The following is an 18,534-nucleotide window of genomic DNA, read 5'->3' as shown; positions in this document are numbered from 1 at the left end:
GAGCGTGGTCCGACCGCTTGGAATCGGTTGGATCGAACCTACGAAGCGGTCGGGAAGCCCTCGACCGTGGTTTGCGGTCCCTCTACAAAAGCATCCACGATCTTCTGTGCAGTATGCGCAACCTGCCAGGGCCGTGCGCCGAGCTCCGCGAGAGCCGCACCGACGGCTTCAGCGGTGAGTTCGGCCGGGGGGAGCCAGGCCACCCGGCGAAGGTGCTCGGGAGTGAGCAGGTTCTCGGTGGGCATGTGCAGCTCCTCGGCGATCGCCTCCACGACGGGGCGAGCGGCCTTCAGCCGCAGATCCGCCTCGGGATTGCGATCAGCCCAGGCGCGGGGCGGAGGGAGTGCATCACTGGGCACGCGCTCGCGTGGCAGATCGTGGGTGGTGCGCCCGCGTTCGATGGCACCCCACCATCGATCGAGCTGCGTGCGGCTGGCGCGGCCGTTGAACTCCTTGAGCCCGGCGAGCTCCTGTTTCGATCGGGGCGCGGCGAGCAGCGCGGCCAGCAGCGAGCGGTCGGGCACAAGACGACCCGGCGACACGTCCACCTCCTCTGCATATCGCTCCCGCTCCGTCCACAGCTCACGGGCGACGGCCAGCTGGCGGGCACCGCGCACCTTGTGCAGGCCGCTCAGACGCCGCCACGGCTCCTCGCGCGGAGGCTTCGGCGGGCGGGAGAGAGTGGCCTCGAACTCCTGCGCGGCTATCTCCGTCTTGCCAGCCGCCTCGAGTTCGGCCGTGAGCACATCCCGGACGTCGACGAGATGGAGCACGTCGAGAGCCGCGTACTCGAGCCACGGGTCAGGCAGCGGCCGCGTCGACCAGTCGGCTGCGGAGTGAGCCTTGGCGAGGGTGATCCCCAGGGCGTGCTCGACCACCGCGGCCAGACCGAAGCCGTCGCTGCCGAGCAGGCGCGACGCGAGCTCGGTGTCGAAGATGCGCGCCGGCATCAGGTCGAGCTCGCGCAGCGACGGGAGATCCTGGCTTGCGGCGTGGAAGACCCACTCAGCCTCTCCGATGGCGACCTGAAGCGCGGTGAAATCGCCGATCGCGGGCGGGTCGAAGAGGAACACGCCGGCATCGCGGCGATAGACCTGCACGAGATAGGCGCGCTGGGAGTAACGGAAACCAGACGCGCGCTCCACGTCGACGGCGACTGGGCCGCTTCCCTTCGCCAGCGTTGCGGCGGCCTTCTCGAACTCCGTCCGGTCGTCGATCACGGAGTACTCAGCCACGTGCGCCCTTTCTCGCGCCGAACACGGCGACATCCTCTGAACCCGGCGGGAGGCCTGCGAGCATCCCGACCAGCTCCGCCCATGCTTCCACATGCGGGCGCAGCGGGGCATCCGGTGTCCACGACGCGCGCAGCTCTATCTGCGCTCCGTCGCCTTCGGCTGCGAGTCCGCCGAAGCCCTTCGAGAGCATCTTCGTGGAGGTTCCCGATGCCGAGTGATAGTGCGCGTCGCGGGAGTCGAGAGCATCGACGAGCCATGACCAGGCGACATCCGCGAGCAGCGGGTCCGTGCCGATCTCGGGTTCGAGCGGCGCCTGCGCGAACGCGACTATGCGCCAGGCCCCGCCCCAGGCATCCGGCTCATCCGGATCGTGCAGCAGCACGAAGCGACCGGTGCCGTAGACCGAGTCGCCGTGATCGTCCGGACGGACGTCAGCTGCGAGCGCCAGCGCGAACGGCGCGAGGCCTGCCGGAGACGGGATCTCCCGCACGACGATGTCGGCGCGGAACGCCGTTTCACGAAGCTCTGCCGCCGCTGCGTCGAACAGCGCTGCGGCCTCCGGGTGTGCGCTCACGTGGACAGGCTAGAGTCGGGAGGCGATGAAGAGTCTCAGGCACGCCGTAGCCTTCGCCGTCCCTGCTGTCGTCGCCGCGGGGATCGCGGCCGGCGCGGCCGTCCTCGCCACCGCCCGGCGAGTGGTGACGCCCTCGCTGCGGCGCAACGACACGCAGATCCTCGCCGTAGACACGGGTGCGCAGACGATAGAGCTCTCGCGCACTCCTGACACCGAGCTGCCGGGTCGGTACGGCCTCTTCACGACCGGCACCTACGGCTACGTGAAGCTGGGCGCGGTGCTCAGCGCAGACCGGACGAGAGTCCGTCGCAAGCTGCTCACTCAGATCGAGCCGGGTGCTCGCGTGGATCGGGACGCCGCCTTCAGCGGCTGGTACCACGTGACCCCGAGCGAGCTGCACCTGCCGTGGGAGAGCGTGCTCATCGGATCGCCTGCGGGGCCGTGCCCCGCGTGGTTCTTCCCCGCCGACTCGTCGACGTGGGTGATCCAGGTGCACGGACGGGGAACGCTCCGGTCGGAGTGCCTGCGCGCCGTTCCCGTGATGCAGGCGCTCGGCCTGCCGACGCTCGTCGTCTCGTATCGCAACGACGGCGAGGCGCCGCGCTCGCGCGGCGGCAGCTATGCGCTCGGCGCTTCGGAATGGCGGGACGTCGATGCGGCGATCGGTCACGCGCTGCGCCACGGCGCGACGCGGGTGGTGCTCATGGGCTGGTCGATGGGCGGCGCGATCGTGCTGCAGACGGCGGTGTCATCGGGGCACCGGGACGCCATAGCCGGAATCGTGCTCGAGTCACCGGTCGTCGACTGGCGCACCGTGCTGCGTTTCCAGGCGCGTGAGTCGGGTCTGCGCGAGCCTCTGCCCGGGCTCGCAATGGGCGCGCTGGGGAACACCTTCCTTGCGCGGCTCAGCGGCGCCGAGGAGGCGATCCCGTTCGACAGACTGGACATGGTCGCGAGGGCGTCCGAGCTCAGCGCTCCGATTCTCATCCTGCACAGCGAAGACGACGGGTTCGTGCCTGCCGACGCCTCGCACGCACTGGCAGAGGCTCGACCCGATCTGGTGACGATGCCCGAGTTCCGGGTGGCGCGGCACACGAAGATCTGGAACTACGACCAGGACGGGTGGACGGCGGCCATCGAACAGTGGATGACCGCCAAGGGTCTGACCTGACGCAGAACGGCTCTGCGCGAGGGGGGGCGACGATTCAGCGCTTGGCTTCGACCTGTCGCTTCGCGCGCATCAGCATCCCTGTCATGCCGCCGATCCGCAGCGGCGAGACGAGGCGCGTCAGGCCGATGCTCTGCGGGTAGTCGTTCGGGATCGCCAGCACCTCGTCGGCGGTGAGACCCGTGAGCCCCTGCACGAGGATGCTGGCGAATCCGCGCGTCGTCGGAGCCTCCGGCGGCGCCGTCGCATGCATGGTGACGACGCCGTCGGTGACCTCGATGTAGATGTAGACGGGGGACTGGCACTCCGCCACCCGCTCGCACATCTCAGGGTGGCTCGCGATCTCATCGGAGACCGGCGGGAGCTCGTTCGCGAACTCCAGCAGCAGCTCGAGGCGGTCTGGCTCGGGGAGCTCGAGGAACTCATCGCGGAACTCGGCGAGAGCGGCGGGGACGTGCGTATCAGTCATCCCTGCCATCATCCCACCCTGCGGAGAGTCGGGGCGCTCAGAGCGAGCCGGGCTCGCTGCCGCTGACGATCGGCACACGCACCGCGCTGCCCCACTCGGTCCACGAGCCGTCGTAGTTGCGCACATTCTCGAAACCGAGCAGGTGCTGCAGCACGAACCACGTGTGGCTCGAGCGCTCTCCGATGCGGCAGTAGGCGATCACATCGTCGCCGTCCGTGATCCCGGCGCCGTCGCGATAGATGGCCTCGAGCTCCGCACGGGTCTTGAAGCCGCCGTCCTCGGCGACCGCCTTGCCCCACGGCACGCTCTGCGCCGTCGGAATGTGGCCGGCGCGCAGGCTGCCCTCCTCGGGATAGGCAGGGGCGGTGGTCCGCTCACCGTTGTACTCCTCGGGCGACCGCACGTCGATCAGCGGACCCTTGCCGATGAAGGCGAGCACGTCGTCCTTGTAGGCGCGCAGGGTCGAGTCGTCGCGCTCGACGACAGGGTACTCGGTGGCCGGTCGCTCGGTCTTCGCGGTGGTGATCTCGCGTCCCTCGGCGATCCAGCGGTCGCGGCCGCCGTCGAGCAGTCGGACGTCTTCGTGACCGAACAGCGAGAAGACCCACAGCGCGTATGCGGCCCACCAGTTGTTCTTGTCGCCGTAGATGACGACGGTGTCGTCGCGCGAGATGCCCTTGCGGCTCAGCAGCTCTGCGAAGCCTTCGCCGTCGACGTAATCGCGCACGACCGGGTCGTTGAGCTCGGTGTGCCAGTCGACCTTCACCGCACCGGGGATGTGGCCGGTCTCGTAGAGCAGCACGTCCTCATCGGACTCCACGACCACGAGGCCGGGGGTGTCCAGATGAGCGGCCAGCCACTCGGTGCTCACGAGCCGCCCTGGTGCGGCGTACTCGGCGAACTTGGCGGATGACGTGTCGTGATCGACGGCCACGGGTGCTCCTCAGGGGTCAGGATCGGGTGGGCATGGCGACGGCGTAAAGTTGAGCCGTCCCTTATGACGATAGATCCCCTGGCGCGCACCCGCATCAGGATCGTAAGACTATGACTTCAGGAACGTGATGACCCAGCAGATCAGCACGGGCGTCGTGCACCTCACCGAGCGCACGCCCGTCGTGACCGGAACCGAGATGCTGGCAAGCCTCGTACCCCCGCCGCAGTTCGACGATGCGACGTTCGAGAGCTATCGCTCCGACGACCGCTACCCTTCGCAGGAGGCGACGAAGCAGCTGCTGCAGCGCTTCGCGGGCGGCGGGGCAGCACCCGCAAAGAAGGCCGGGTTCTTCCGACGCGCCCCCAAAGAGGCTCCGATGAAGCCGGGCGTCTATCTCGACGGCGGCTTCGGCGTCGGCAAGACCCACCTGCTGGCATCCGTCTACCACGCGCTTCCGGCCCGACGGAAGTACTTCGGCTCGTTCATCGAGTACACCGCTCTCGTCGGAGCCCTCGGCTACAAGAACACCGTCGACCTGCTTCGCGGCGCGGATCTGCTGTGCATCGACGAGTTCGAACTGGACGACCCGGGCGACACCATGGTCATGACCCGGCTGCTGGGAGAGCTCGTCTCCTCGGGCACGAAGCTCGCGGCGACCTCGAACACCCCGCCGAACGCACTGGGCGAAGGGCGTTTCGCGGCGCAGGACTTCCTGCGCGAGATCCACGCCATGTCCGAGAGCTTCGAGACGCTGCGTATCGACGGTGTGGACTACCGCCAGCGCGCACTCGACGGCAGCGCGGTGGTCTCGGACGACGCGCAGTTCACCCAGGCGATCGAGTCTGAGGCGACGTCCGGCGTCGCCTCAGACGACGAGTTCGGCGCGCTCATCCATCACCTGGCCCAGGTGCATCCGTCGCGCTACATCCGTCTCATCGACGGACTCTCCCTGGTGGGACTCCGCGAGGTGCGCACCCTCACCGATCAGTCCGAGGCGCTGCGGTTCGTCGCCTTCGTCGACCGCGTGTATGACGCGCAGCTGCCGATCGTGGCCACGGGCGTCGCCCTCGACCAGGTGTTCGCCGATGAGATGCTCGCGGGCGGATATCGTAAGAAGTACCTGCGCGCCATCTCGCGTCTCAATGCGCTGACCCACTCCGCCGCCGAGTAACACGATCGTCACATCGGGAGCCGGCACGTAACGTGCCGGCAACATGACGCGCGGCCGCCCGAAACATGACGCGCACAGACTGACCTCGTTCGCTAAACGGAGGAGGTTCGACATGGATGCCACAGGCAACGTCTCGTGGGTGATCACCGCGACCGCGCTGGTGCTGCTGATGACACCGGGGGTGGCGTTCTTCTACGGCGGCCTGGTGCGGGCGAAGAGCGTCATCAGCATGATGATGATGAGCTTCGGCGCGATCGGTCTGATCGCCGTGCTGTGGGTGCTGTACGGCTTCTCGATGAGTTCGGTGACTTCGCCGACGCAGTTCGCCGGAGATCCGTTCGCCGATCTCGGGCTGGCCGCGGCCTCGACCGGCCCTGAGGCCAATGTCGCGCTGCTCGGCATCGCCTACGGCGCGACGTTCGCGATCATCACCGTCGCACTGATCTCGGGAGCTATCGCCGACCGCGCCCGCTTCGGGCCGTGGCTGATCTTCGTGGGTGTGTTCGGCACCATCGGGTACTTCCCGATCGCCGCCTGGGTGTGGGGCGGCGGATGGATCATGCACCTCGGCACGACCCTGTTCGGGGCGGACAGCGGCATCGCGGTGATCGACTACGCAGGTGGCACTGCGGTGCACATCAACGCGGGCGCCGCTGCTCTCGCCCTCGCGATCGTGCTCGGCAAGCGCATCGGGTTCGGACGCGAACTGAGCAAGCCGCACAACGTGCCGCTGACGCTCCTGGGAGCGGCACTGCTGTGGTTCGGCTGGTTCGGCTTCAACGCCGGAGCCGAGTGGCTCTCGGAGGACATGGGCGGCGTCGGCCTGATCGCCATCAACACGCTGGGAGCGGCGGCGGCGGGCATCCTCGGCTGGGTGCTCATCGAGAAGCTCCGGGTTGGAAAGCCCACTTCGGTCGGTGCTGTCTCGGGACTCGTCGCCGGTCTCGTGGCGATCACCCCGGCCTGCGCGAGCCTGACTCCGGGCTGGGCGCTTCTGCTGGGCGCTCTGTCCGGTGCGGCGTGCGCACTCGCGGTCGAGCTCAAGTTCCGGCTCGGGTTCGACGACTCCCTCGACGTCGTCGGCCTGCACCTCGTCGGCGGTCTGCTGGGCACGGTGTACCTGGGCTTCTTCGCGACAGGGCAGGGCCTGTTCACCGGCGGTGACTGGCGTCTGCTCGTGGTTCAGGTGATCGCCTCCGGAGGAGTCATGATCTACTCGTTCGTCGTCGCGTACGCGATCGGGTTCGTGATCGAGAAGACGATCGGGTTCCGTGTCACCCGCGAGGACGAGGTCGCCGGAGTCGACCTGGCGGTGCACGGCGAGGAGGGCTACGCGCTCGAGCCGGCGCACGCCGCTAGTGTGAGCGGGTGAGTTCGAGCAGCAGGATCGTTTCGGCCATCGTCGACATCCTCGGCAGGGTGCTGTCGGGGCGCAGCGGGGGCGGGCAGCAGGCCCGCCCCCGTCCGCGCGCCACTCTGCGGCCGGACGGTAGAGGCCCCGCTTCCGCCCCCTCGCGCGAGACCAGAGCGTCGGGCGAGGCATCCGCAGGCCGGATACCCGGATCGGAGACCGTGCAGGTCGATTCTGCGCGCGTCCGTGAGGTGAGCGTCGGATACTCGCCGTCTCGCAACCGACTTCCCGACTCCGGCGAGATCATCTGGACCTGGGTTCCCTACGAGGAGAACGACGGACGCGGCAAGGACCGTCCGGTGCTGGTCATCGGCCGCCACGGCGCCGACCGCGTGTACGCCGTCCGGATGACCAGCAAACCGCACGATCGGGACCGCGACTTCATCTCCATCGGCTCGGGGGCCTGGGACGGTCAGGGTCGAGAGTCATGGGTGGACATCGAGCAGCTCTACAGCGTTCATCACGAGGGCATGCGGCGCGAGGCGGCTGCGCTCGACGCAGGCCGCTATGGCCGTGTGGCGCAGGCACTGATCGAGCGCTACGGATGGGCTCGCGCCTGATGGCGCCCTAGCGGAGCGCGGGCGCCTGGCGCCGGCATCCAATCCGATCGGAACGGGGGTGACGAACCCCCGTCGAGCCGCCAAACGCGACTCATCGATCAAGGAGGAATCATGCGCTTCATCCCCACCAAAGTCCACGGCGTGCTCGACTACCTGGTCGGAATCGCGCTCATCGCCGCGCCCTGGCTGTTCGGCTTCGCCTCGATGGGCGGGCCCGCCGTCGTGATCCCCGTCATCCTCGGGGTCGGCCTGATCGTCTACAGCCTGCTCACCAGCTATGAATGGGGACCCATCAAGCTGATCCCGATGCCGGTGCACCTGGTGTTCGATGTCGTCGCCAGCCTGTTCCTCGCTCTGTCGCCGTGGCTGTTCGGCTTCGTCTCCGCCTCGCCGAACGCCTGGGTTCCCCACGTGGTCGTGGGCATCACCGTGATCCTGGTGGTGATCTTCTCCGAGCCGCAGCCGGTCACGGCCAAGCTGGCCACCGCCCGCGCCTGAGCCGCACGACTAGCACCACCGCGGGGTGACGGCAAGGCACGTACGTGTCGGGCGCCGTCAGCCCACAGTGGTGCCATGAGCCGAAGAGCAACCGGATGGACTCAGCCGGCACCGGGCGTGCACCGAATAGATGTGGCGCACGTGAACTGCTACCTCATCGAGGCCGAGGGCGGCTTGACACTCGTCGACGCCGGGCTGCCTCGCAGCGCCCGTCTTCTCGACTCCGTGCTGAGCCGCATCGGTGCCAGGCGGGGTGACATCGACGCTGTGCTGCTGACCCATGGGCACTTCGATCACGTGGGGATGGCGCGATCCCTGGCCGGCGAGGGCGTCGCGTCACTCGTGCATCCCGGGGATGCCCGGCTCGCCCGGCATCCCTACCGCTACTCGCACGAGGCGCCGATCTGGTCGTACCCCCTGCGTCACCCCCGGGTCGTTCCATCGATGCTCGCGATGGTGGGAAAGGGTGCCCTCGCCGTGCGAGGGGTGGACGTCGCGCCGGGCGTGGCAGACGGCGAGACTCTCGACATACCAGGCCATCCGCGCGCGATCTGGACGCCCGGCCACACAGACGGGCACTGCGCGTACTTCTTCGAGAGCGTGGGAGCGCTGCTCTGCGGCGACGCGATCGTCACCCTCGATCCCTACACCGGCGCGCGCGGGCCGCAGATCGTCGCGGGCGCCGCGACCGTGGACAGCACGCGTGCACTCGCCTCGCTCGACATGCTTCGCGAGGTCGACGACTCGGTCCTGCTTCCGGGGCACGGGGATCCCTGGACGCGGGGCGTCGGTTCGGCCATCGATGCCGCGCTGCGCGCCGGCGCGCACTGAGACCGACGCCCGGCGCTCAGCCGATCGCTGCGGCGATGGCCTCCGCTGCGGTGGGATGCCTGAACTCGAAGCCCGAGCGCGCGAGCGCGTCTGGCGCCACATCGGCGTCGGCGAGGAGCAGCGAATCCGCCGCTGCTCGGCCCAGCCCCAGCCGCAGCGCCCATGACGGTGCGGGGAGCAGGTACGGCCTGTGCATCCGGGATGCCAGGACACGACCTATCCCGCCGGCCGTGGCGCGCTGCGGACCGGCGAGATTGACAGGGCCGTGCAGTCCGGAGTCGATGACATGCCGGATGGCGCGCACCTCGTCGTCGAGGGAGATCCACGGCCAGACCTGCCGCCCGGAGCCGAGCGGGCCACCGAGCCCGAAGCGGGTGAGGGCGATCATGGGCTTCAGCACGGCCTCCGGGTGCAGGATCGGCGCGGTGCGCAGCAGCGCGACCCTGGTCGCAGCGGCGGCGCGCATGGCTTCGCGCTCCCACTGCACGCAGACCTCGGCCAGGAAGGTGTCGCCGGCGGGCGCGGCCTCGTCGAGGTGCGCTCCCGGCTGATCGCCGTAGTATCCGACGGCCGACGCTGACAGAAGCGCCGGCCCGTCGGATGCCAGTTCGAGAAGCGCGTCGGCCAGTGCCCCTGTCGGCTCCACGCGCGACTGCAGCAGGGTGCGGCGGTAGCGCGGCCCCCACGGCAGGCGCCCGATGCTCGCGCCGTTGAGGTTGACCACCGCGGCGGCGCCGGCCAGCACGGCCGGTTCGAGCCTCGCGCCGGTCAGCCACTCGACCTCGTCGGCGTTGCGGCTCGCTCGCCGGACGAGGTGCACCACGCGGATGCCGTCTGAGCGCAGTGACCGGGTGAGAGCGCTGCCGATGAGGCCGCTCGCTCCAGAGATGACGACACGTGAGTCATTCATGTGGTGGGCCCTCCCTGCGAGGCGCACGACCGGCGCCGATGGGCTCGATCATAGGCCGCCTTCGACGGCCGGCGAGCTGGGCGTGATGTGCGGGTCGCCGGGGCGGAGCACGACCTTGATGCAGCCGTCCTCCTTGCGCTGGAACGTGCGGTAGAGCTCGGGCGCGTCGTCGAGCGGAGCCCGGTGGGTGGTGAGGTCCATCACGCCGAGCGGATCGGAGTCGTCCTCGACGAGCGGGAGCAGCTCGTCCGTCCATCGCCTGACGTTGCACTGTCCCATGCGCATGGTGATCTGCTTGTCGAACAGCGTCTTCATGGGCATCAGGTCGGCTTCACCCGCGTACACCCCGCTGAGCGAGACCGTGCCGCCGCGCCGCACGAGATCGATGCCGGCGTGCAGAGCAGCGAGGCGATCGACGCCGGCGTGCTCGAGCATCGGACGCGAGAGGGCGTCGGGCAGCAGCCCGACCGTCTGCTGCATCAGCGAGATCGCCGGATTGCCGTGGGCCTCGAGCCCCACGGCGTCGATCACCGAATCAGGACCGCGTCCCGCGGTGAGGTCGCGCAGGTGCGGTGTGGTGTCATCGTCGAGATCGAACACCTCGATGTCGTGGCGCGCAGCCATGGCGCGCCGCTCGGGCACGGGGTCGACAGCGAGCACGCGATACCCGCGGGACCGGGCGATGCGGGCAGCGAACTGCCCGACCGGACCGAGGCCCAGCACTGCGACGGTGCCGTCCGCCGGGACCTGCGCATACTCGACCCCCTGCCATGCGGTGGGCAGGATGTCGCTGAGGAACAGGTAGCGCTCGTCCGGCAGGTCCGCTCCGACCTTCACGTGGTTGTGGTCGGCAAGCGGAACCCGCAGGTACTCGGCCTGCCCGCCCGGCACCTGACCGTACAGCTTCGTGTAGCCGAAGAGGGCAGCACCGCTGCCGTACTCGCGCACCTGGGTCGTCTCGCACTGCGACTGCAGACCGCGCACGCAGAACCAGCACGACCCGCAGGCGATGTTGAACGGGATGACGACCCGGTCGCCGACGCTCAGGTCGCGGATCGCGGACCCGACCTCGACGACTTCTCCCATGGGCTCGTGGCCGAGGATGTCCCCGCGCTCGAGGAATGGACCGAGGATCTCGTAGAGGTGCAGATCCGAGCCGCAGATGGCAGTGGACGTGACGCGGATGATGGCGTCGGTCGGCTCGAGGATAGTCGGGTCCGGAACCTGCTCGATGCGGACGTCGCGCTTGCCGTGCCAGGTCAGTGCCTTCATGGTGTGCTCCTCTGCTCGTCGGTCTCGTCGTGCTGGTCTCGGTCTGCGGTGGAGCCGCGTGCGGCGGCGGCATGCACGCAGCCGCCGGATGCGGGCATGGCGGGCAGTCGCCGCCTGTCGACCTCGAGCCCCTGCGCCGAGATGTGCACGCGCGGGTCGCTGAGAGCCGCAATCGCCGCGGAGAGGGCCGCTATCGCGAGCTTCTCGCCTGGGCAGCGGTGCCCGGTCTGCACGTCGGCGCCTCCGTGCGGGATGAAGGCCGGGATGGCCTCGTAGTCAGGCCGGTGACTGAAGCGCTCTGGGCGGAACTCGTTCGGGTCATCCCAGGACGCCTCGTCGAGGTCGGTGCCGAGGATGTCGATCACCACGCGGCCGCCCGCGGGCACCTGCTGCCCGTCGAAGTCGATCTCTGTGATCGCCTTGCCCGGCAGCATCGGCACGAACGGAGAGGTGCGGCGCACCTCCTGAGCGAACGCGACGGCTAGGGGTCCGCCTACGAGCCGACCGCTTCTCGCGGTCTCTGCGTGGATGCGCAGCCGCCAGTCGGGGTTCTCGTGCAGGCGCTTCGCTGCGAAGGCGACGAAGCGAGCGACGGCGACGACCGGTCGGATGCTGTTCTGCAGCTCGATACCGGCCAGTCGCTCCGGCAGCAGCCGGCCGTCCGGCCCGCGGTGCCACGCCCACTCGAACAGCGCGGTGCCATGCCGAGGCGTCAGCACGCCCGAACGCACGTCGTGGATCAGCCGGGCGGAGCGGCGGTCGGACCAGAGACGGTTGAACGCGGCCATGGCGAAGTCGGGGGAGAAGGGGCGGCCGAAGCCGTCGACGATCTGCGCCAGCCGCGCCGCCCATCTCGTGCGCGCGTCATCGGAGCCGGGCAGGCCGGCCCACGACATCCCGGCACGGCCGAGGGCGCCCACCGCCGCGTCGTACGCCGAGCGGTCACCGCCCGCGAGCCAGGCGTCCAGCTCGCGCTGCCATTCGCGTTCGAGCTCGGGTTCGAGACGGCGCACCTGCTCGTCCTCGTAGGCGACGTCGACGAAGGTGGCTTTGCGGTGCCGGTGCTCCGCGCCGTCGAGGCTGTGCACCGACCCGTGGCCGAAGAGGGTCTCCTGCACGAAGCGCGGCATGGCGCCGTGCCGCGCGACGCGGCTCTCGTCGTAGAACAGGCGGACTCCCTCGGCGCCGCGCACGAACACCGCGCGATGGCCGAGAAGCCGCATGGGCGCACCGCGGGCCCCGTCTCGCACGCGTGACCACACGCGTGCGCCGAGGTCGTAGCCGTGCACGAGGAGCAGGGGAGCGTCGTCTGCGATCCGGTGAAGCATGGCACCAGCCTGAGGGCCCCTCGAGAATGTGTGAACGGGGGCGCGTTTCGCGACCGTCTGTGCTACGGGTGCTGACAACGCAGAAGCCCCGTCAGGGGTCTGACGGGGCTTCTCGATGGTGGGCGATACCGGACTCGAACCGATGACCTTTTACGAGGGGATGCCCCAAAGGCTGGATAGCGGCTCAGGCGAAACGTAGCCGGATACTACGCTCGCGCTCGGTGAGCGACTGCAGCGGGTGAGCGCAGCGCGGGAGAGGAACGCGCGCGGCTTGGTGCGCACGCGGGCAACCGGCCTCACGCGATACAGGCAATGTGCACCGGGCAGTTGCTCGGCAGAAACGTCAGTCGCGCTGAAGGGCGTCTGCTCGCTCTGAAGTGATACAGCGTCGGGTTGTCCGACACCGGAAGCCTTCGTTTCGCGTGCTGCGTGCCGTCATAATTGATGCTCGTCCGGCAGGGGAGCCAGGTGAACGCACATCCTGGGCGCGTATGTTCCGGAGATGACAGACAATAATGCGCCAGGGCCGCCACCGTCGAGTTGGGATCGGGCGCGGGCTGCTCACTGGCACGGCAGTTCTCCGAGTGCCGAGACTTCGGCTCGAGACATTAAGGCCCAAGCCGACAAGGCCCAAGCCGACAAGACGAAGGCTGGATCAGAAGTCGAGGACGCCGATGGTGTCGTCATCAACGAGTGATAGTACGGGCGGGGATTTCGGTTGGCGGGCGCCGGTCGCGATGCTGACGCGGCGCGCAATCGACATGAGAAATGACAGGTCGGTTCCGTCGGTGAGTCTGACGTGCACGAACTGAGGATGGTCAACAGCGTCCTGGAGGCGCTGCTCTATCGCTCCCACATCTTGGTCGGGGGAAAGCACGACTGTTTCATCGTCGATGGACATGAGCGTTCTGGCGTCGGTTTGGGAGGAGGTCATAGGCCGGACGCTAGCTCGTATCGGGTGATTCGACTGATGGGGTTGCGGTAGGCGGCGACACGGGGTTCAGTGTTGACGCGGCCGGTCGATGAGGTGCGACATCGTGCCGAGGAGGGCGGCCCGACCCTTTACCTGGCCATGGCTTGTCGAGACTGCTCTATCTTTCCGAATGCTGGGAGCGTACGGTGACGATTAGGGCCCGTCGCTTGGCAAAGGCGCCGCAACGGTGGGTCCGGATGATGGGACTCTCACCGTCCGCGCAAGGGGACGTGCGCGGTGGGAGCTTCCTCCACACCGCACGGGCGCAGTCCGACGTGTCCCAATCACGAGGCTGCGCGAAAGGGCCAGCACCAGAGTGGTCTACCGGGCGACCACAGGTGAGCGTATGGTCAGCAATATGTGGACGATGATCGTGGTACTCGTGATCGCGTGGGCGGTGCTCGCTGTAGTCGGGTTTGCCTTCGAAGGTCTGCTTTGGCTCGGCGTGATCGGGGTCATCCTCTTCTTCGGGACGATCATCTTCGGCCTCGTTCGCCGCAATCGCGGACAAGGAAGGCCGACAAGATGAACGCTGCCACCGACGCACACCAACCGGAGGTGCTCGGGCTCGGGCACGTTCTCGCCGGGTCACTTCCTGGCTCTCTGCTGAGCCCCGGAGCGCCAAACCGGTACACGGTCGAGGCGGTCTTCACCCGCAAGGTAGAGCATGATGAAGTCGCTGCTATTGAGAGCGACGCGACGCGGCGCTACCTCGAGGAGCACGGCTTCGCGGGTGTCGAACTGCACGTGTCGGACCGTCGCCTTGAGATCCGCAACACGAACCTGCAAGACCTCAGCACCGGTCTTTCGACGGTGATCGCGAACCGCCTCGCCGAAGTGGACGCCACGCTGTCCGGTCATCGTGCGGTTGCGGCAGCAGAAGCGCGAAACCTTGCAGACCGTGAACAGACCCGGGCGGCTGCGGTTGCCGCGCTCGCCGAGGCGGTGGCGTTCGTGCCAGGCCCAGTTGAGGCTGAACCTGCTCAAGTCTGGGCTAATGAGGGAGGCGCCTCCTCTCGCTAGGGAAGCCGCCTCAAGAAGAAGGTCATCATGGGGCCTATACGCACCACCACACCTAAAGCGGACAGAGGTGCTGCCCCGGGGGCGAACCTGTTCACCGAGCTCGCGGCGCAAGTTCACCGCAGCGGATTGATGCGTCGACGCTACGGCTACTACTGGAGCAAGATCGCGATCCTGTTCCTCGCCCTGGCAGGCGCACTGTGGGCGTTCGTCTGGATCGGTGATACCTGGTGGCAGTTGTTCACCGCTGTCGTCCTCGCGATCCTTTTCGCTCAAGCTGCGTTCCTCGGACATGATGCCGCGCACCGGCAGATCTTCGTGTCGGGCCGCTGGAACAACTGGATGTCCTTGGTCATAGGGGACCTGATGGTGGGCATGAGCTACGGGTGGTGGCAGCACAAGCACACCCGCCATCACGCGAATCCGAACAAGCTCGGCACCGACCCGGACATCGAGCTGCCAGTGATTGCGGTAACCGCCGAGACCGCGCAGCACGATCATGGACCACTCGTCGCGTGGCTACGTGCGCATCAAGGGATACTGTTCTTCCCGATTCTGCTGTTTGAGGGCGTCTCGCTGCACGCGTCGAGCGTCCGTCGCGTGCTATCCCGAGGTCACCTCGAACACCGCACCATTGAGATCATCTTTCTCACCGTGAGGCTCGTGGGCTTCATCGCCCTCCTGTTCATCGTGCTCTCTCCGGGCATCGCGGCCACGTTCCTCGCCGTGCAACTCGGCATCTTCGGGTTCCACTTGGGGATCGCGTTCGCACCGAACCACAAGGGGATGCCCATCGTCCCGCGCACAATGAAGATCGACTTCTTGCGCCGGCAGGTGATGATGAGCCGCAACATCCGCGGGAACCGCGTCCTCGACTTCTTCATGGGCGGGCTGAACTACCAGATCGAGCACCACCTCTTCCCATCCATGCCGCGACCACACCTGAGGCGAGCCGCCCCGCTGATCGCGACCTATTGCAGGCAAGTCGGCGTGCCCTACACGCAGACCGGATTGCTCGAGGGCTACGCGATCGTCGTCCGGTACATCAATAGGGTCGGACTGGGAGAACGCGACGTGTTCACCTGCCCTCTCATCGAGCAACGCACCCACCTCGCTGCACTCACATACGCCCCTCCCGCTGCGGCCGAATGAGAAAGGTCACCCTCCAGCCCGCGAACCGCGATGACCGATGTCCCGCCCATCGAACTCAGACGGCATCTCCACCCCGTCGAGCTGCAGGAGAGCGCAGTGCGGGCAGACGAAGGCGTGCGGCTCGGTGCGCATGCCAACGCCGCACTCCGGACAGGCAGGCTGGGTCGCGAACTCCAGCTCGTCCAGGCCAACAGTGAGTGTCGGCGGATGCGGGCGGGGCATCAGCTCATCGAGCTCGACACGAGCGAGGAAGGCGCCGAGCGCCCGCGCATCGTCTGGTCCTGTGAGTGCGGTAGCCGAGGAACCGGCGCCACGCAACGCGCGGCGGAGAACGGCTGGAAGCGCCAGCGGGCCGCCGGCCGGAAGGAGTACTACGGGTGAGCGTGCGGAAGGACGGCCGGTCTCTGGTCACCGAGCCTTCGGTCACCGCGTATGACCGGATCGACTTCATCGCCGCCGACGAGCTCGAACTTCCCCAGGGAGGCATCGCGTGCATCCTGGGGGAGCCCTTCACCGACTCGACCTAGATGGATGAGGATCCCCCGTCGGATGACTTCGACGACTGGGGCGCATGAGTCTGCCCCACGTTTGCCCCACGACGACGCTCGACAACGAAGAAGCCCCGTCAGGATTTCGGTCCTGACGGGGCTTTCTTTGTGTGGGCGATACCGGACTCGAACCGATGACCTCTTCCGTGTGAAGGAAGCGCGCTACCAACTGCGCCAATCGCCCATGTGAAGTTGTGTCGTGCACAGCGGCACAGTCAGAAAGCATACCCGATCGGGGGCGGCGCCCTGACACCGGCCGGGAGGCCGGGCGTGGCGACGGGGAGGACGACCGTGAGACACGCCCGGCGGCGCGGGGCGGTTTGGCGATGCGCCGATCCTGGGCTAATGTATTTCAAGTGCCCGGGACGCCGGAAACGAAAACAGAATATGCGGATGTAGCGCAGTTGGTAGCGCATCACCTTGCCAAGGTGAGGGTCGCGAGTTCGAGTCTCGTCATCCGCTCGAGTGCAGGAGCCCCCTTCAGGGGGTTTCAGCATGTGGGTTCGAATCCACCTCGCGGTGGCGTGGCCGAGAGGCTAGGCACCGGCCTGCAAAGCCGTTTACACGGGTTCGAATCCCGTCGCCACCTCTCTGACAACTGAACAGCCTTCTAGGCGCGATTGGCGCAGCGGTAGCGCGCTTCCCTGACACGGAAGAGGTCACTGGTTCGATCCCAGTATCGCGCACAGACAGAAACCCCCGGTTCCGCCGGGGGTTTTCTTGTTTGTGCGGCGGGGTCCTCGCACGCGAGAAATCGTATCGGTCGGTGGGGCTTCTCTGATATATTGATCTCAAGCTCGAGGGGTTCAGGGCGACAAATTCCACATGTATGTGGAAAAAACAGTGCTGCATGTAGTCCGGGGAAGTAGTGAATCTGGGGATGGCAAGGGCTGACCTTGCGTGCATCGAAATCCTTCATGTTCATGGGCGTCATGCCCCCTGTGTGTCGCAAAGGACTCACTATGCCATCACCCTCTTCCCGTGCTCATTCCCGTCTCGCGGTCGGGGGCGGCGCCCTTGTGGCGGCCGCCCTTCTCGGAGGCCTCGTGGTGCCGCCGGCCACCGCTGCCACGGCCGCTCCGGTCCCGTCGAGCTTCGCTGTCAATTCCGGTGCGAAGGCGCTGGCGGATGCAGGCAAGGCCGGCAGCAGCATCACAGAGATGCAGGTCCTCCGTGACGAGCTCTACACCGGTTACGGCGACTGGACGCAGAACTCCGGTCCTACCGATCTCATCTCGGTGAACATGACCACAGGCTCTGCGACGAAGCACCTCACCGTCAACGGCGAGGCCTTCGACAAGCTCCGCATCTACGACGGCGCGATCTACGTGCCCGACATCGATCCGAAGGTGTCGTGGACGGCCAACGCCGGGTATGCGACCAACGTCAACGGCGTATGGCAGTACAACGCCGCCACGCCGTTCGTCCACGTGCTGGACGTGGCGAAGGTCGGCAAGACGCTGTTTCTCGCGGGCTCGATCGTGAACCCCGACAAGAGCATCTACGGCCCCAACAACACCATCGCTGCGATCAAGTCGTCAACCGACGGCGGCAAGTCCTGGAAGATCGAGAAGGCGCGCTGGTCTGGCACGGAGACCGACGAACTCGATCGTTACTACTGGCTCTCCGTGGTCGGCGACACGCTGTACGCCCAGGCGGAGGTCGATCGTGAGACTCTCACCGCGGCGAAGGCGACGCGGACGACGGACGTCTTGCGCAACGGATCCTGGTCGACCACGAGCACTCCTCCGCTGATCAACGCGTACCAGGAGCTGGAGACCTTCGCGGGCCGTATCGTCTCCGATCAGTCCAGCCGGGTGCTCGCCGGCACCAATCCGGTGGAGAAGCACCTGGCGAACGGTCTGCAGACCCAGATGACCGACATCTTCATCGACGGAGCCACCGCGTACGCGGTGAAGCGCCACACCGGCTTCAGCACCATCTACACCTCGGCCAACGGCCGGGACTGGACCGAGCTGGGTGCCGTCCAGGGCAACTACACGTCGATCGCGGTCAAGGGCTCCGCGCTGTTCCTCGGCGCTGCGGCGGGCAAGATCGACAGGATCGATCGCTCGGCCCTGACGGTGAAGACGGCAGACGTCGTCGATCGCTTCTTCGCCAAGACGGCATCCCTCCTGGTCAAGAAGGGCACGAAGAGTGCCGTCGTCGCCAACACCCTCCGCACCACCTACACCGTCGAGGTGTCGTACGCGGGCAGCCGGCTCTACCTGACCTACCCGACGACCGTCTCCGCCGTCGACACGAAGAGGGCAGGAACCCAGGTGGCGACGCTGACGTACCTGACTCCGTACGGAGTCTTCACGCAGAAGGTGAACGTCGTCGTGCAGTGATTCCACACGGTGGGGGAGCCCGCGCATCCGTCTTCCGATGCGCGGGCTTCTTCATGTCTCGGCAGGCCTGATCGCCGTCAGAACCGAGCGAGGAGCACTGACGGTGCGGTTCATGTTGGCTGGCGTCTG

At 67.4% G+C, this 18,534-nt stretch carries 20 protein-coding genes and 4 tRNA genes; 15 read left to right on the top strand and 9 right to left on the bottom strand.

From position 1 onward, the window contains the following. Nucleotides 1-38 precede the first annotated feature (38 nt). On the bottom strand, nt 39-1,235 hold the full coding sequence (locus tag JOE67_RS00985) for an HRDC domain-containing protein (RefSeq protein WP_204973703.1): 1,197 nt from the start codon (nt 1,233-1,235) through the stop codon (nt 39-41). Next, nucleotides 1,228-1,809, bottom strand: a complete 582-nt coding sequence (locus tag JOE67_RS00980; protein ID WP_204973702.1) for a DUF3000 family protein — start codon at nt 1,807-1,809, stop codon at nt 1,228-1,230. Before JOE67_RS00980 ends, JOE67_RS00985 begins: the two co-directional genes overlap by 8 nt. 25 nt (nt 1,810-1,834) lie before the next feature. Here JOE67_RS00980 and JOE67_RS00975 point away from each other — a divergent pair, with 25 nt between their 5' ends. After that, nucleotides 1,835-2,980 carry an alpha/beta hydrolase family protein gene (locus JOE67_RS00975; protein WP_204973701.1) on the top strand — a complete coding sequence of 382 codons (1,146 nt, stop codon included), beginning with the start codon at nt 1,835-1,837 and terminating at the stop codon, nt 2,978-2,980. Between the two features lie 34 nt (nt 2,981-3,014). On the opposite strand, the gene JOE67_RS00970 is transcribed toward JOE67_RS00975, so the two are convergent. After that, nucleotides 3,015-3,446, bottom strand: coding sequence for a SufE family protein (locus tag JOE67_RS00970; protein WP_204973700.1), 432 nt, complete (start codon nt 3,444-3,446; stop codon nt 3,015-3,017). Nucleotides 3,447-3,483: 37 nt separating this feature from the next. Then, nucleotides 3,484-4,380, bottom strand: a complete 897-nt coding sequence (locus JOE67_RS00965) for a rhodanese-like domain-containing protein (protein ID WP_204973699.1) — start codon at nt 4,378-4,380, stop codon at nt 3,484-3,486. 127 nt (nt 4,381-4,507) lie between these two features. On the opposite strand from JOE67_RS00965, the gene zapE reads away from it, so the two are divergent. The 5 genes from zapE to JOE67_RS00940 all read left to right on the top strand — a co-directional run bounded on the left by zapE (nt 4,508) and on the right by JOE67_RS00940 (nt 8,851). Beyond that, entirely contained in the window at nt 4,508-5,551 is a 1,044-nt protein-coding gene (zapE, locus tag JOE67_RS00960) for a cell division protein ZapE (RefSeq protein ID WP_204973698.1), read from the top strand. A 112-nt stretch (nt 5,552-5,663) separates the two neighbouring features. Next, the gene (locus tag JOE67_RS00955) at nt 5,664-6,923 is read left to right on the top strand and encodes an ammonium transporter (protein ID WP_204973697.1); all 1,260 of its coding nucleotides are present in this window, start codon (nt 5,664-5,666) and stop codon (nt 6,921-6,923) included. Further along, nucleotides 6,920-7,522: a type II toxin-antitoxin system PemK/MazF family toxin gene (locus JOE67_RS00950; RefSeq protein WP_420827626.1), complete on the top strand. Its 603-nt coding sequence runs from the start codon at nt 6,920-6,922 to the stop codon at nt 7,520-7,522. The genes JOE67_RS00955 and JOE67_RS00950 overlap by 4 nt, the downstream gene beginning before the upstream one ends. Nucleotides 7,523-7,633: 111 nt before the next feature. After that, complete coding sequence (locus JOE67_RS00945; protein WP_204973696.1) at nt 7,634-8,020, top strand: SPW repeat domain-containing protein; 387 nt, start codon at nt 7,634-7,636, stop codon at nt 8,018-8,020. A gap of 75 nt (nt 8,021-8,095) precedes the next feature. Further along, complete coding sequence (locus JOE67_RS00940) at nt 8,096-8,851, top strand: MBL fold metallo-hydrolase (protein ID WP_204973695.1); 756 nt, start codon at nt 8,096-8,098, stop codon at nt 8,849-8,851. Between the two features lie 16 nt (nt 8,852-8,867). Here JOE67_RS00940 and JOE67_RS00935 read toward each other — a convergent pair whose 3' ends face one another. The 4 genes from JOE67_RS00935 to JOE67_RS00920 all read right to left on the bottom strand — a co-directional run bounded on the left by JOE67_RS00935 (nt 8,868) and on the right by JOE67_RS00920 (nt 13,295). Next, nucleotides 8,868-9,761 (bottom strand): TIGR01777 family oxidoreductase, encoded by an 894-nt coding sequence (locus tag JOE67_RS00935; protein WP_204973694.1) that lies wholly within the window; start codon nt 9,759-9,761, stop codon nt 8,868-8,870. 48 nt (nt 9,762-9,809) lie between these two features. After that, nucleotides 9,810-11,033, bottom strand: coding sequence for a zinc-dependent alcohol dehydrogenase (locus JOE67_RS00930; protein WP_204973693.1), 1,224 nt, complete (start codon nt 11,031-11,033; stop codon nt 9,810-9,812). Next, nucleotides 11,030-12,361, bottom strand: a complete 1,332-nt coding sequence (locus JOE67_RS00925) for a cytochrome P450 (RefSeq protein ID WP_204973692.1) — start codon at nt 12,359-12,361, stop codon at nt 11,030-11,032. Before JOE67_RS00925 ends, JOE67_RS00930 begins: the two co-directional genes overlap by 4 nt. A 655-nt stretch (nt 12,362-13,016) precedes the next feature. After that, a complete protein-coding gene (locus tag JOE67_RS00920) occupies nt 13,017-13,295 on the bottom strand; it encodes a hypothetical protein (protein WP_204973691.1) in 279 nt (92 codons plus the stop codon). Between the two features lie 397 nt (nt 13,296-13,692). Between JOE67_RS00920 and JOE67_RS00915 the strand changes: the two genes are divergently transcribed. The 5 genes from JOE67_RS00915 to JOE67_RS00895 are packed head-to-tail and all read left to right on the top strand — an operon-like array spanning nt 13,693 to nt 16,033. Continuing rightward, nucleotides 13,693-13,863: a hypothetical protein gene (locus tag JOE67_RS00915; protein ID WP_204973690.1), complete on the top strand. Its 171-nt coding sequence runs from the start codon at nt 13,693-13,695 to the stop codon at nt 13,861-13,863. Next, nucleotides 13,860-14,357, top strand: coding sequence for a hypothetical protein (locus tag JOE67_RS00910; RefSeq protein ID WP_204973689.1), 498 nt, complete (start codon nt 13,860-13,862; stop codon nt 14,355-14,357). The genes JOE67_RS00915 and JOE67_RS00910 overlap by 4 nt, the downstream gene beginning before the upstream one ends. Before the next feature lie 27 nt (nt 14,358-14,384). Next, nucleotides 14,385-15,506, top strand: coding sequence for a fatty acid desaturase family protein (locus JOE67_RS00905; RefSeq protein WP_204973688.1), 1,122 nt, complete (start codon nt 14,385-14,387; stop codon nt 15,504-15,506). A gap of 30 nt (nt 15,507-15,536) precedes the next feature. Further along, on the top strand, nt 15,537-15,887 hold the full coding sequence (locus tag JOE67_RS00900; protein ID WP_204973687.1) for a hypothetical protein: 351 nt from the start codon (nt 15,537-15,539) through the stop codon (nt 15,885-15,887). Then, nucleotides 15,884-16,033 carry a hypothetical protein gene (locus tag JOE67_RS00895; protein ID WP_204973686.1) on the top strand — a complete coding sequence of 50 codons (150 nt, stop codon included), beginning with the start codon at nt 15,884-15,886 and terminating at the stop codon, nt 16,031-16,033. Before JOE67_RS00900 ends, JOE67_RS00895 begins: the two co-directional genes overlap by 4 nt. Nucleotides 16,034-16,165: 132 nt before the next feature. Here JOE67_RS00895 and JOE67_RS00890 read toward each other — a convergent pair. Next, a tRNA-Val gene (locus tag JOE67_RS00890) sits at nt 16,166-16,238 on the bottom strand. Nucleotides 16,239-16,443: 205 nt separating this feature from the next. Between JOE67_RS00890 and JOE67_RS00885 the strand changes: the two genes are divergently transcribed. From JOE67_RS00885 to JOE67_RS00870, 4 genes are all read left to right on the top strand, one after another. Next, nucleotides 16,444-16,516 (top strand) — tRNA-Gly (locus JOE67_RS00885). A 56-nt stretch (nt 16,517-16,572) separates the two neighbouring features. Further along, a tRNA-Cys gene (locus JOE67_RS00880) sits at nt 16,573-16,643 on the top strand. A gap of 25 nt (nt 16,644-16,668) precedes the next feature. Then, nucleotides 16,669-16,740, top strand: a tRNA-Val gene (locus tag JOE67_RS00875). A gap of 276 nt (nt 16,741-17,016) precedes the next feature. Continuing rightward, a complete protein-coding gene (locus JOE67_RS00870; protein WP_204973685.1) occupies nt 17,017-18,405 on the top strand; it encodes a hypothetical protein in 1,389 nt (462 codons plus the stop codon). Nucleotides 18,406-18,534 lie beyond the last annotated feature (129 nt).

The sequence above is a fragment of the Microbacterium esteraromaticum genome, from assembly GCF_016907315.1.
Taxonomy (GTDB): Bacteria; Actinomycetota; Actinomycetes; order Actinomycetales; family Microbacteriaceae; genus Microbacterium; species Microbacterium esteraromaticum.
Note: the sequence above shows the minus strand (reverse complement) of the source record. Positions and strands in the feature narration are given on the sequence as shown.

Excerpts from the sequence above, each read along its gene's own strand:
- JOE67_RS00975 (WP_204973701.1), top strand. The coding sequence starts at position 1,835 with ATGAAGAGTCTCAGGCACGCCGTAGCCTTCGCCGTCCCTGCTGTCGTC.
- JOE67_RS00970 (WP_204973700.1), bottom strand. The coding sequence starts at position 3,446 with ATGACTGATACGCACGTCCCCGCCGCTCTCGCCGAGTTCCGCGATGAG.
- zapE (WP_204973698.1), top strand. The coding sequence starts at position 4,508 with ATGACCCAGCAGATCAGCACGGGCGTCGTGCACCTCACCGAGCGCACG.
- JOE67_RS00955 (WP_204973697.1), top strand. The coding sequence starts at position 5,664 with ATGGATGCCACAGGCAACGTCTCGTGGGTGATCACCGCGACCGCGCTG.
- JOE67_RS00945 (WP_204973696.1), top strand. The coding sequence starts at position 7,634 with ATGCGCTTCATCCCCACCAAAGTCCACGGCGTGCTCGACTACCTGGTC.
- JOE67_RS00940 (WP_204973695.1), top strand. The coding sequence starts at position 8,096 with ATGAGCCGAAGAGCAACCGGATGGACTCAGCCGGCACCGGGCGTGCAC.
- JOE67_RS00935 (WP_204973694.1), bottom strand. The coding sequence starts at position 9,761 with ATGAATGACTCACGTGTCGTCATCTCTGGAGCGAGCGGCCTCATCGGC.
- JOE67_RS00930 (WP_204973693.1), bottom strand. The coding sequence starts at position 11,033 with ATGAAGGCACTGACCTGGCACGGCAAGCGCGACGTCCGCATCGAGCAG.
- JOE67_RS00925 (WP_204973692.1), bottom strand. The coding sequence starts at position 12,361 with ATGCTTCACCGGATCGCAGACGACGCTCCCCTGCTCCTCGTGCACGGC.
- JOE67_RS00920 (WP_204973691.1), bottom strand. The coding sequence starts at position 13,295 with ATGACCTCCTCCCAAACCGACGCCAGAACGCTCATGTCCATCGACGAT.
- JOE67_RS00915 (WP_204973690.1), top strand. The coding sequence starts at position 13,693 with ATGTGGACGATGATCGTGGTACTCGTGATCGCGTGGGCGGTGCTCGCT.
- JOE67_RS00910 (WP_204973689.1), top strand. The coding sequence starts at position 13,860 with ATGAACGCTGCCACCGACGCACACCAACCGGAGGTGCTCGGGCTCGGG.
- JOE67_RS00905 (WP_204973688.1), top strand. The coding sequence starts at position 14,385 with ATGGGGCCTATACGCACCACCACACCTAAAGCGGACAGAGGTGCTGCC.
- JOE67_RS00900 (WP_204973687.1), top strand. The coding sequence starts at position 15,537 with ATGACCGATGTCCCGCCCATCGAACTCAGACGGCATCTCCACCCCGTC.
- JOE67_RS00870 (WP_204973685.1), top strand. The coding sequence starts at position 17,017 with ATGCCATCACCCTCTTCCCGTGCTCATTCCCGTCTCGCGGTCGGGGGC.